Genomic DNA, 12251 nt, shown 5'->3' with positions numbered 1-12251 from the left:
GGAGGGGCCGGTGGGCGGGAGCCCGGACGGGGGATCTAAGGTCGGGAGAAAAGCGGACTAAGGGGGACGGATGGCGCCGGTCGCGGTCGGGCTGATCGGGGCAGGGCCCTGGGCGGAGATGGCGCACGCGCCGATGCTGGCCAAAGGCCCCCACACCCGGCTCGCCGGTGTCTGGGCCCGCCGCCCCGAACAGGCCGCCAGGCTCGGCGCCCCGGTGTACGAGCGGGTCGAGGAGCTGTTCGACGCCTGCGAGGCCGTGGCGTTCTGCGTGCCGCCCGGCGTGCAGGCCGAGCTGGCCGTCCGTGCCGCCCACGCGGGCAAGGCGCTGCTGCTGGAGAAGCCGCTCGCCGACTCCGTCGAGGGGGCCATGCGGGTGGCCGAGGCCGTGGCGGAGACGGGCGTGCCCTCGCAGATGATGCTCACCATGCGCTACGCCACCCCGACCCGCACGTTCCTGGCCCGCTGCGCCGAGATCCAGCCGTTCGGCGGGCACGCCGCCAACATCTCCGGCGCGCTGCTCGGCGGCAACCCGTTCGCCACCCCGTGGCGGTTGGAGCGCGGCGCCCTGCTGGACGTCGGCCCGCACGTGATCGACCTGCTCGACGCCGCGCTCGGCCGGGTCGTCGGCGTGCGCGCGCACGGCAACCCGCTTGGCTGGACCGGCCTGCTGCTGGAGCACGAGGGCGGCGCGGTCAGCGAGGCGTCCCTGTGCATGGCGGCCGTGGGCGACCTGCCGCCCTCGACCTTCGAGGTGTACGGCAGGACCGGCACCGCCGTCCTGCTGCCCGGCGACGAGGACCCCTTCGAGGTCGTGGCCGAGGAGTTCGCCCAGACCGTCCGGCGCGGCGGCGGCCACCCGCTGGACGCGGCGCACGGCCTGCGCCTCCAGGAGATCATCGCCGCCGCGGAGGCGCAGCTCGCCGCCTGACCCCGTGGCCTTCGACGCCTGCCCCCGGGGGCTTCGACGCCTGACCCCGAGACCCCTTGACGTCGAGGACGTCTGGGGCATTGATAACGTTTGTCCGACGCGCAGTGCTGCAGCGAAGTCCGGTGCGATTCCGGCGCTGTCCCGCAACTGTCATAGCCAGGTCGCCTGCCTCTGCGCCGACGTCATCAACCCTCGTGGAAAAGGGTGATCCGTCGCTCATCGCGGGTCTCTCGGTTCCGACAGTGTGAAAGGACTACTCGTGAGGCCCGTACGCACGGCCTTCGCGGGCGCGCTGCTGGGAACGCTCGTCCTGGCCGGATGTGGCCAGACCGGCGCCAATGTCGCCCCCTCGAATTCCCCCACCGATTCCCCCACCGGCCCCCCTGCCGCGACCGCGGCGGCGAGCACCGGGGACTTCCCGGTCACCGTCGAGGCGGGCCACGGCAAGGTCACCCTCGCCAAGAAGCCCGAACGCATCGTCTCGCTCTCGGCCACCCACACCGAGACGCTGTTCGCGGTCGGCGCCGGCCCCCAGGTCGTCGCGGTGGACGACCAGTCGAACTACCCGCCGGAGGCGCCCAAGAGCGACCTGTCCGGCTTCAAGCCGAACGTCGAGGCGATCATCGCCAAGAAGCCCGACCTGGTCGTCCTCTCCAACGACCAGGACAAGATCGTCGCCGAGCTGGCCAAGGTGAACGTCCCCGTCCTGCTCGAACCGGCCGCCACCGGGCTGGAGGAGGCGTACGAGGAGATCAGCGAGATCGGCGCGGTCACCGGCAACAAGGCCAAGGCCGACGAGGTCGTCTCCGGCATGAAGGCGGCCATGGCCAAGCTGGCCGCCGACGCCCCCAAGGACAAGAAGCTCACCTACTACCACGAGCTGGACCAGACGCCGTACGCCGCCACGTCCAAGACGTTCATCGGCCAGGTCTACGGCATGTTCGGGCTGACCAACATCGCCGACCAGGCCCCGGACGCGGCGGGCGGCTACCCCAAGCTGTCGGCCGAGTTCGTCGCCCAGGCCGACCCCGCGCTGATCTTCCTGGCCGACGTCAAGTGCTGCCAGCAGAGCAAGGAGACGCTGGCCAAGCGGCCCGGCTGGAAGAACCTCTCGGCCGTCAAGAACGACCAGGTGATCCAGCTCGACGACGACCTCGCCTCCCGCTGGGGCCCGCGCGTCGTGGACCTGGCCCAGGCGATCGGCGCGGCCGTGGCCAAGGCCGGCGGCGCGGGCTGAGCGTGACAGGCAAGGCGCAGCCGTCGAGGGCGCGTCCCGTCTGGGTGGCGGGCGCCCTCGCCGTGCTGGCCCTCACGATGGTCGCCGGGCTGCTCGGCGGCGCGGCGGACATCTCGCCGTGGCAGGTGGTCCTCCAGGTGGCGGACTGGTTGCCGTTCGTCTCGGCCGACTCGGGCCTCGCGCCGGTCGAGCAGGGCCTGCTGTACGAGCTGCGCCTGCCCAGGGTGCTCGTCGCCGCGGTCGTGGGCGGCCTGCTGGCCATGGCCGGCGCCGGGTACCAGGGCGTGTTCCGCAACCCGCTGGCCGACCCGTACCTGCTGGGGGCCGCCTCCGGCGCCGGGCTGGCCACGACGCTGGCCATCGTGCTGCTGCCCGGCGCCAGCGGAAGCATCCCCGTCGCCGCCTTCGCCGGGGCGGTGGGCGGAGTGTTCCTGGCGTACACGCTGGGCAACGCGGCCGGACGCTCCGGCGGCACCGGCGGCGGCACCGCGACATTGGTGCTGGCCGGGGTGGCGGTCACGTCGTTCCTGACCGCGATCCAGACGTTCGTCCAGCAGCTCAAGGTCGAGGAGCTGGAGCGCATCTACTCCTGGATCCTCGGCGACGTCGGCGGCGGATGGGACCAGCTCCTGCTGGTGCTGCCGTACGCCGCGGTCTCCTCCGTCCTGCTCCTGCTGCACGGCCGGATGCTGGACGTGCTCAGCGTCGGCGACGAGGAGGCCGGCAGCCTCGGCGTGCGGGCCGGCCGGGTGCGCCTGACCGTCCTCGTGGCCGCCTCGCTGGCCACCGCGTCGGCCGTCGCGGTCAGCGGGCTCATCGGGTTCGTCGGCGTGGTCGTGCCGCACGTCGTCCGGCGGCTGGCGGGCGGCTCGTACCGGATCGTGCTGCCGCTGTCGCTGATCGGCGGCGCGGCCTTCCTCGTGGCGGCCGACCTCATCGCCCGTACCGTGATCGCGCCGGCCGAGCTGCCCATCGGGGTCGTCACGATGTTCGTCGGGGCGCCGTTCTTCGTCGGCGTCCTACGCATGACCAGGCGGGTGGCCACGTGATCGGCGTACGGGCCCTGTCGGTGCGCCTGGGCGAGCGCGACGTGCTGACCGGCGTCGACGCGCACGTGCGGCGCGGCGAGTGGCTGGCGGTCATCGGGCCCAACGGCGCGGGCAAGTCCACGCTGCTCAAGACCGTCATGGGCGCGATCGTCCCGAACGGGGGCGAGGTCGTGCTCGACGAGCGCCCGCTCGCCGCGCTCAAGCCCCGCGAGCGCGCCAGGCTGCTGGCCTACGCCCCGCAGACGCCCGCCCTGCCGCCCGACATGACGGTCTTCGACTACGCCCTGCTGGGGCGCACGCCGTACATCCCCTACCTGGGACGGGAGAGCCGGCACGACCGCGAGGTGACCGCGTCCGTGCTGGACCGGCTGGACCTGACCTCCTTCGCCGCACGCCGCGTCGGCGAGCTGTCCGGCGGCGAGCGCCAGCGCGTCGTGCTGGCCAGGGCGCTGGCCCAGCAGGCCCCCGTGCTGCTGCTCGACGAGCCCACCACCGCGCTCGACCTCGGCCACCAGCAGCAGGTGCTGGAACTGGTCGACCGCCTGCGCCGCGCCGACGGCCTGACCGTCGTCACCACCCTGCACGACCTGACCGTCGCCGGCCTGTACGCCGACTCCCTGATGCTGCTGGCCGACGGCCACGCCGCCGCCACGGGCCGCCCCGAACAGGTGCTCACCGAGGCGCTGATCGGACGGCACTTCGACGCCCGTGTCAAGATCGAGCCGGGCCCCGACGGGCGGCCCGTGGTGCACCTGGTGCGAGGTGGGACGTGAAGCTGACCTATCGCGTGGAGGAGGGGACCCGGCTGGGGTCCCTGCTGTGGGAGTTCGGACCCGGCTTCCGGATGATCTCCTCGGCCATGCTCGGCGGCGGCATCGGCCCCCGCGAATGGGTGCTGAACGCCCAGGTCGTGGCCGGTTACGCGCGGATGGACCCGGTGGACCACCTGGTCGAGCTGGGCCCGTCCGGCCCCGGCGTCGGCATGCTGACCGCCGCCTCCGTCGACCGGTACGTGCGGGCCGCCGACGGGGGAGCGGAGGCCGTGGCCACCGTCGGGCTGCGCGTCCCCACCTGGGCCGCCGCCCCCGAGGGCGCCGCCGACCCCGAACTCGCCCCCATGCGGGCGGGCACCGTCAACATCGTCACCGTCCTGCCCGTCGCCATGACCGACGCCGCGCTGGTGAACCTGGTCATGACGGTCACCGAGGCCAAGACCCAGGCGCTGATCGAGGCCGGCTACCCCTGCACGGGCACCGCCTCGGACGCCGTCTGCGTGGTGGTGCCGCAGGACGGCCCCGAGCAGCTCTTCGGCGGCCCCCGCTCGGAGTGGGGCGCCCGCGCGGCCCGCGCCGTCCACACCGCCGTCCGCCGCGGCGCCGAGGCGTGGCGGCCTGGTGACTACAGGTGACTTTCTTCGGGAAGTACGATGTCGACGAGGGCGTGACTCCCGATACTGAGTGGGTGACCGCATTGGCGATCGAACCGACAACGAGGCGCACCGTTCTTCCCGGCGCGCCGCCGTTCACAGTCGACGACCTGCTCAAGTTCCCCGACGACGGGAACCGTTATGAGCTCTTCAACGGGAGCCTAGTAGTGAGCCCTGCCCCCACCCCCCTGCACCAGCGAGTGATCTCTCGGCTACTGGTGATCCTCGACGACGCGGCCCCCCTCGGGCTGGAGGCGTTGACGACTGTCAACGTGCGTCCCGGCGAGAAGGACTTCTACATCCCCGACCTCGCCGTCGTGCCGGAGAAGGCGTGCGAGTCGGTGTCGCTCATGTTCGCCCCCAGCGACCTGCTGCTGGCAGTGGAGGTGGTCAGCCCCGGCACCCGGGCCTTCGACAGGAACACCAAGGCGGCGGCCTACGCGGCAGCCGGGATTCCCCTCTACTGGCGGGTGGAGCCCGATGAGGGGCCGACGCTCTACGTCTACGAGCTCGACGACGACTCCTACAAGGGGCCCGTCGCGTACGAGGCGGGCACCACGGTCAGTCTCTCGGCGCCCTATCCGGTGAGCTTCGATCCGGCCGTCCTGGTCGCCCCGCGGGGTTCGAAGCCGTAGTCCTTCGCGGCGCCTTCGGCGGTGACGTGGCCCGACTCCAGGTCGGCCAGGATCGCCGCCGGGTCCCTTTCCGACGGGGGGCCGAGGCCGCCGCCGCCCGTGGTCTCCACGATGAACGCCTCGCCCGCCGCGAACCGCACGTTGTTGACCTTCGAGGCCAGGCGTTCCACCCGCCCGTCCAGGTGGCGCTTGTGGAAGCCGCCCACCCTGCCGGGCAGGCCGCCGTCCCGGCCCGGGGGCGGGAGGCGGAGGCGGTCGCCGCGGGTGGTGACGTGGCAGTCGGCCAGGAAGCGGTAGACGGTACGCGAGCCGAGCCCGCCCCGGAAACGGCCGGGGCCGCCGGAGTCGGCGATCGTCTCGACCGACTCCACGATCAGCGGGCAGCGGCTCTCCACCGGCTCGGCCTGCGGCACCGAGTTGCGGCCGATGCCGAAGTGCACGCCCGTCGCGTCCGGCCCGTCCAGCCCCTGCCGGGCGCCCACCCCGCCGAAGTCGTAGGACAGGTGGATCCAGTACGGCGCCCCCACCGCCGCGATCGAGAACGGCTGGAGGATCCCGCTGGCCGCGATCGCGCGGTCCGGCATCGCGTCCGACATCGCCTGGAACACCGCTTCCATGGCGGCGTAGATGGGGACGTACCGGCCGCCGCACGGATACGGCGAACGGGCGTTCAGCAGGGAGCCCTCCGGCAGGACGACCTCGATCGCGCGCAGGCAGCCGTCGTTCATCGGGATCGTCGGGTCCAGGAAGCAGCGCACCGCGAAGACGGCCGCCGCCAGCGACTGCGACGCCGAGGCGTTGATCGCGGCGGGCACCTGCGGCCCGGTGCCGGTGAAGTCGAGGACGGCCGCGTCCCCGCCGAGCGTGACGGCGACCCGTACGTGGTGCGCCACCCCCGGCCGCACCCCGTCGTCGTCGATCGGGTACGACGCCTCGAACCGCCCCCTGGGCAGCTCCGCCAGCGCCGCGCGGGTCCTGGTCTCGGTGTGGTCCAGGTAGCCCTCGACGCCCGCGGCCAGGCCCGCCACGCCGTACTCGGCCATCAGGGCCTCCACGCGGGCGGCGGCCACCGCCGTCCCGGCCACCAGCGCCCGCACGTCGCCCATGACCTTGTCGGGCGTGCGGCTGTTGGCCCGCAGGACGGCCTCCACGGCCGGTTCGAGGCCGTCCCGGGTGGCCAGGCGGACCGGCGGGAGCTGGAGCCCTTCGAGGAAGATGTCGGTGGCCAGCGGCGCCATCCCACCGGCCGACAGCCCGCCCAGGTCGGAGACGTGGATCATGGTGGCGGTGAAGTACGCCGGGACCCCGCCGGCGAACACCGGCCGGTAGACCAGCAGGTCGTTGGTGTGCACGCCGCCCCGGTAGGCGTCGTTGAGCGCGTACGCCTCGCCGGGCCGCATGGTGTGCGGCGGGACGTCCTTCAGCAGCTCGGGCAGCGCGACCTTCAGGGCCATGCTGTTCATCAGCGTGGTCGCCATGGACTGCGCGACCAGGCGGCCCCCGGCGTCCAGGATCGCCGCCGAGGCGTCGGAGCCCTCCACGATGAACGTCGAGTACGCCGACCGCACCACCACGATGCTGGCCTCCTCGGCGGCCACGACCAGCGCGTTCCTCAGCACCTCGGCGGTCAGGGCGTCGTTCACGCGGCGCCCTCCAGGGTCAGGCGCACCGCGCCCGACGGGCCGGCCGCGGCCCGCCAGCCGGGCGGGACGACGATCGTGGACTCGGCGTCCTCGACGATCGCCGGGCCGCGCACCCGGTCCAGCGTCCCCCGCGTGTGCACCGGGACGTCGAGCCACCCGCCGGCCTCGGGGAAGTACGCCCTCCTGCGGCTCTCCGCGTCCCCACCAGACCCGGGTGCGGCGGGCGTGGCAGGCGTGGCGGGCGTGGCGGCGTCGGTGACGCGGACGCGGACGCGGTAGCTGACCAGCTCGATCTCCCCCTGCTGGACAATCCCATACACCTGCGCATATTTCGCGAAGAACCGCGACGCCAGCTCCTCCCGCGACTCCGCCCAGTCCACGGTCAGGTCGTGCGACTGGCCCTTGAACCGCACGTCCACCGACCGGGCCACCCGCACCCGGGCGACGCCCAGGTCGGCGGCGGCGTCGGCGGCCAGCGCGGCGAAGACCTCCTCCGGGTCGCCCGCGTCCAGCCGCGACAACACCCGGTCCGTCGAGAGCGCCCCCGCCAGCAGCCCGGCCGCCGAGGCCACCCCGCAGTACGCGGGCACCACCACCGTCGCGATCCCGAACCGCCGCGCCACCCCGGCGGCGTGCATCGGCCCCGCGCCGCCGAACGCCACCAGCGCGAACCCCCGCGGGTCGATCCCGCGCTGGACCGTCACCACGTGCACGGCCGCGGCCATCGAGGCGTTGACGATCTCGTGCACGGCGTGCGCCGCCTCCTCCCGCGACACCCCGAGCGGCCCGGCCAGCCGGTCCACGGCCTTGGCCGCGAGCGCCGCCGACAGCGGCATCGAGGCCGAGGAGAGGTAGCCGAGCACGAGGTCGGCGTCGGTGACCGTCGGCTCGCCGCCGCCGAGCCCGTAGCAGGCGGGACCGGGGGAGGAGCCCGCCGACCGGGGCCCGACGCGCAGCGCGCCCGCCGGGTCCAGCCACGCGACGCTGCCCCCGCCCGCGCCGACCTCGGCCAGGTCGATGGCCGGCGTCTTGATCGGCACGCCGGTGCCCGCCCGCCGCCCGCCGAAGCTGCCCTTGCCGCCCACGTGGAACTCGTGGGTGATCTCCGGACGTCCCCCGCGCACCACGCACGCCTTGGCCGTCGTGCCGCCCATGTCGAACGAGATCACGTCCGGCAGCCCGGTGCCGGCCGCCGCCAGCACCCCGGCGGCCGGGCCCGACTCGATGGTGGACACCGCGCGCCGGGCCGCCAGCTCGGCCGAGACGACCCCGCCGCCGGACTCCATGACGTGCACGGGCGCGTCGATCCCGATCGCGGCCAGCCGCTCGCGCAGGCGCGACAGGTAGGAGGTCATCAGCGGGCCGATGTAGGCGGACATGATGGTGGTGGTGGCTCGCTCGTACTCGCGGATCTCGGGCCAGATCTCGCAGGAGGCCACCACGTGCGGCACGTGCTCGCGCAGGATCGCCGCGGCCCGCCGTTCGTGGGCGGGCTCGGCGTAGGAGTGCAGCAGGCAGACGGCCGCCGAGGTGATGCCGCGCCGGGCGATCTCCACGGCGGCCCGCCGTACCGAGCCGGGGTCCAGGGGGGTGAGCACGGCGCCGCGGGCCGAGACGCGCTCGTCCACCTCGAAGCAGTCGCCGGGCGCGACCGGGGGAGGGGGCGGCGTGAAGCGCAGGTCGTAGCGGTCCTCCTCCACGCGGGCGTGACGGCCGAGCGGGACGGCGGCGCGGAAGCCCCGGGTGGTCACGAACGCCACCCGCGCGCCGGTGCGTTCGAGCACCGCGTTGGTCGCCAGCGTGGTGGCGTGCACGACCCGGGTGACCCGGGCGGGGTCCACGGATCCGAGCGCGCGAGTAACGCCGGTGAGTATGCCCGCGATGGGGTCGTCGTGGGTGCTCAGACACTTGGCCACGGCGGTGACCCCGCCCGGGCCGCTCAGGACCACGTCGGTGAAGGTGCCGCCGACGTCGACGCCGATCGCGAACCCCATCCCGGTACGGTAGTTCCCCGAGCAAGCGCTTGTCTATGTATCGATCTCTTGACTTACGGCATCTGATTGGGAACCTGGATCTATTCGGTGTTTGGAGCCAAGATGGCGCGCATCACAGCTCTGGCGGGCGGCGTGGCGGCGACGCTCGTGCTGCTCGCGATCCCCGCCGCTCTCCCCGCCGCGGCCCACAACCATCCCAGCGGGATCACCGATCTGGTGACGCCGGCCGTGGTGCGGGTGGAGGCGGTGTCCCATGTGGAGATCACCCTGCTCGACCACATCGGCGAGCTGAAACACGTGGAGCGCTCCTACGACATCCCGTTCGCCTCGGGCACGGGGACCGTCGTCAACCCCGAGGGCGACGTCGTCACGCTCAGGCGCAACGCCGTCAACCCCGATGACGTCGCCGTCTACGCCGCCAACAAGATCTTCGCCGAGCATCACAAGGTGAAGATCCCCCTCGACTACCAGAAGCACAAGCTCAAGGACGACCTGCTCGACCACCACCTGCAGGAGTGCTACCCGCCCAAGACCAGCACCGCCACCTGCATCATCGACGTGACCACCGACATCACGGTGTTCACCAACGTCTCGCCGCCCGGCCAGGGCCTGAAGTACAAGTGCATCAAGGCCGGCAAGACCCCCGACACGCCCGCCGTGCTGGTCCCGCTCACGCCCGCCGCCGGCAGCGTCGGCATGCCGACCGCGCCGCTCGCCGACAAGGTGCCCGAGCAGGAGGGCTCGCCGACCAACGTGGCCGGCTTCCTCGGCCGGCCGGGGCCCGGCGTCCAGGAGACCGTGCAGATCGCCCACCTGGCCAAGGGCGGGCAGGCCGGCGTGTCCGGCAGGCCGTTCGCCGACCCGGAGAAGAAGGTGGACGAGCCGGTCAAGCTGGGCGCCCTGGTCGACCAGGGCCTGGCCGGCGCGCCGGTGATCGGCGACAAGGACGGGCACGTCATCGGCATGCTCATCGGCGGCGGCAAGACGGCCACCATGCTGGGCGTCAGGGAGATCACCGCCACCCTGGCCGCGGCCAAGGTCGCGCCGCGCAGGGGCGCGATCGACACTGCCTTCGAGGCCGCGCTGACCCGCTACCACACCCGGTACTACACCGAGGCGGCGCCGGGCTTCCAGCGCGTCCTGGAGCTCTACCCCGGCAACGTGGTGGCCGCCACGCTGCTCAAGACGTCGCTGGCCAAGCGCGGCGGGCCCGAGGACCAGGGCACCAAGCAGGCGGCGGCGCCCCCGTCGCGCTCCACGCCGTTGTGGCCGTTCCTGGTGGCGGCCGGGCTGCTGCTCATCGCCGGGGCCGGCCTGGTGTTCCTGCTGTGGCGGCGGCGGGCCCCGGAGAGACCGGTCGAGCCGCCGGAGACCCTGCCGGTGCCCTCGCCCTTCGACGAGGGCGCGAGCCAGACCGTCGTGGTGCGCCGCTCGCAGCCGTTCCAGGCGGTCCCGCAGCAGCAGCAGGTGATGACCGCCCCCGACTCGCCGCCGGTCAAGTACTGCACCTCGTGCGGCATGAGGCTCGGCCCGGCCCATCGTTTCTGCGGCTACTGCGGCCATCCCATCGAGACGTGATGCAATTGAACGACAGATCGCTCATCGGCCAGGAGGTGGCCGGGTACTACATCGAGGACATCGTCGGCAAGGGCGGCATGGCCGTCGTATATCTGGCGCTCGACCCCCGGCTCAGCCGCCGCGTGGCGTTGAAGATCCTCAACCCGGTGCTCTCCGTGGACGACAGGTTCCGCCAGCGCTTCATCCTGGAGTCCAGGACGGTCGCCAGCATCGAGCACCCCAACATCATCCCCATCTACGAGGCCAACGCCGACGCCGACGGCGTGCTGTACATCGCCATGCGCTACGTGGACGGCCTCGACCTGCGCCGGCTCATCTACGACCGGGGCCCGCTGCCGCTCGCCCAGGCCAGCCAGATCTTCGCCCAGACGGCCGCCGCGCTCGACGCCGCGCACGCCCACGACCTGATCCACCGCGACGTGAAACCGGCCAACATCCTGCTGGCCGGCGACCACGTCTACCTGACCGACTTCGGCATCACCAAGCACCGCTCGTCGATCTCCGGCCTGACCCAGACCGACCAGTTCATCGGCACGCCCCGGTACATGTCGCCCGAGCAGATCAACAAGGAGCACATCGACGGCCGGTGCGACCAGTACGCGCTGGCCTGCGTGGTCTACGAGGCGCTGAGCGCGCGGCTGCCGTTCCAGCGGGAGAACGACATCGCGCTGCTGTGGGCGCACCTGGCCGAGCAGCCCGCGCCGCTGTCGCAGCTGCGTCCCGAGCTGCCGCCGCAGGTGGACGTCGTGATGGCGCGCGCACTGGCCAAGGCGCCCGAGCAGCGCTACGCCACCTGCGCCGAGTTCGTGACCGCGCTGCGCGACGCGATCAGCGGCCAGGAGGCCGAGCCTGGCGGCCGGCACCCGTCGGGGCCTCATCTGGTCCCGCACGCCGTCCCGCGCACCGGCCCGCACGCGGCTCCGGTCCCGGGAGCGGCGGCGGGCCCACAGACAGGCCCTCGTACGGGGCCTCAGGCCGTCCCTCAGACCGGACCGCAGCAGAGCCCGTACGCGGTGCCGGGCACGGGCGCGCACGGCCTGGGGCGGCCCTCGGGGCCGCACGAGGACCATTCCCGGCGCGCGGCCCCCACCCATCCCACGGCTCCGGCCAGGCGGCCGGGGCGGCTGCCGATCGTGGCGGTCACGCTGGTGGCCGCCGTGGCCGCGCTGACGCTGGTCGCGATGATCATCTTCAACCACCGCGGCGACACCTGGTCGCGCTACGCCGCCAGCGCCGCCGCGCCGCTGGCCTTCGAGTACCCCGGCGACTGGACCGCGCGCACCCACCAGGACCTGTTCGCCGTGGCCTCGCCGCACGCCACCGAGTTCGAGTCGCTGTTCGTGGCCGGTCCGGGCGCCGACTGGTCGGCGATCTCCCAGATCGTCGCCGACGACCCCGACAGCGCCGTGGGCGTGTACGTCCAGGTCTCCGACACCCTCGACGCGGGCGGCGACTCCGAGCAGATGAAGAGCAAGATGGACAACCTGCTGCCCGGCCAGGTGGACCTGGGCAAGCCGGTCCAGGACCAGGCGGGCAGCAGCCCGGCCACCCGCTTCGACGGCGTGCTGCACGACCCGGCCGGCGGCACCCGGCTCGGATTCGTCAGCTACGTCATCGACCGTCAGCCCAAGACCATGCTCGTGATGTACTTCTGCGCCAAGAACACCTGCGAGGACGCCGTCCAGACACGCATCAGGCAGAGCGTGCGCCCTTCGTAGACTTGTAACTGACTTGTGCCCGGCTTGACCTGGGTGTCCAAGC

General features: G+C 73.0%; 10 protein-coding genes. 8 read left to right on the top strand and 2 right to left on the bottom strand.

From position 1 onward, the window contains the following. Nucleotides 1-70: 70 nt before the first annotated feature. From AB0J46_RS16620 to AB0J46_RS16595, 6 genes are all read left to right on the top strand, one after another. Nucleotides 71-928: a Gfo/Idh/MocA family oxidoreductase gene (locus AB0J46_RS16620; protein ID WP_364332074.1), complete on the top strand. Its 858-nt coding sequence runs from the start codon at nt 71-73 to the stop codon at nt 926-928. A gap of 259 nt (nt 929-1187) precedes the next feature. Beyond that, nucleotides 1188-2165 carry an ABC transporter substrate-binding protein gene (locus AB0J46_RS16615; RefSeq protein WP_364332071.1) on the top strand — a complete coding sequence of 326 codons (978 nt, stop codon included), beginning with the start codon at nt 1188-1190 and terminating at the stop codon, nt 2163-2165. Between the two features lie 2 nt (nt 2166-2167). Next, the gene (locus AB0J46_RS16610) at nt 2168-3214 is read left to right on the top strand and encodes an iron ABC transporter permease (RefSeq protein ID WP_364332068.1); all 1047 of its coding nucleotides are present in this window, start codon (nt 2168-2170) and stop codon (nt 3212-3214) included. Continuing rightward, nucleotides 3211-3987, top strand: coding sequence for an ABC transporter ATP-binding protein (locus AB0J46_RS16605; protein WP_364332065.1), 777 nt, complete (start codon nt 3211-3213; stop codon nt 3985-3987). The genes AB0J46_RS16610 and AB0J46_RS16605 overlap by 4 nt, the downstream gene beginning before the upstream one ends. Next, nucleotides 3984-4622 carry an adenosylcobinamide amidohydrolase gene (locus AB0J46_RS16600; RefSeq protein ID WP_364332063.1) on the top strand — a complete coding sequence of 213 codons (639 nt, stop codon included), beginning with the start codon at nt 3984-3986 and terminating at the stop codon, nt 4620-4622. The genes AB0J46_RS16605 and AB0J46_RS16600 overlap by 4 nt, the downstream gene beginning before the upstream one ends. Then, nucleotides 4619-5275, top strand: coding sequence for a Uma2 family endonuclease (locus AB0J46_RS16595; RefSeq protein ID WP_364332061.1), 657 nt, complete (start codon nt 4619-4621; stop codon nt 5273-5275). The genes AB0J46_RS16600 and AB0J46_RS16595 overlap by 4 nt, the downstream gene beginning before the upstream one ends. Here AB0J46_RS16595 and AB0J46_RS16590 read toward each other — a convergent pair. Both AB0J46_RS16590 and AB0J46_RS16585 read right to left on the bottom strand, forming a co-directional pair. Continuing rightward, nucleotides 5218-6918: a hydantoinase B/oxoprolinase family protein gene (locus AB0J46_RS16590; RefSeq protein WP_364332058.1), complete on the bottom strand. Its 1701-nt coding sequence runs from the start codon at nt 6916-6918 to the stop codon at nt 5218-5220. The two genes, AB0J46_RS16595 and AB0J46_RS16590, sit on opposite strands and share 58 nt — an antisense overlap. Then, complete coding sequence (locus tag AB0J46_RS16585) at nt 6915-8912, bottom strand: hydantoinase/oxoprolinase family protein (RefSeq protein ID WP_364332055.1); 1998 nt, start codon at nt 8910-8912, stop codon at nt 6915-6917. The genes AB0J46_RS16590 and AB0J46_RS16585 overlap by 4 nt, the downstream gene beginning before the upstream one ends. Nucleotides 8913-9014: 102 nt before the next feature. Between AB0J46_RS16585 and AB0J46_RS16580 the strand changes: the two genes are divergently transcribed. Further along, the gene (locus AB0J46_RS16580; protein ID WP_364332052.1) at nt 9015-10490 is read left to right on the top strand and encodes a hypothetical protein; all 1476 of its coding nucleotides are present in this window, start codon (nt 9015-9017) and stop codon (nt 10488-10490) included. Continuing rightward, nucleotides 10490-12208, top strand: a complete 1719-nt coding sequence (locus tag AB0J46_RS16575) for a serine/threonine-protein kinase (protein ID WP_364332251.1) — start codon at nt 10490-10492, stop codon at nt 12206-12208. Before AB0J46_RS16580 ends, AB0J46_RS16575 begins: the two co-directional genes overlap by 1 nt. Nucleotides 12209-12251: the final 43 nt, after the last annotated feature.

Source organism: Nonomuraea sp. NPDC049758 (assembly GCF_040674635.1).
In the GTDB taxonomy this organism is placed as follows: Bacteria; Actinomycetota; Actinomycetes; order Streptosporangiales; family Streptosporangiaceae; genus Nonomuraea.
Note: the sequence above shows the minus strand (reverse complement) of the source record. Positions and strands in the feature narration are given on the sequence as shown.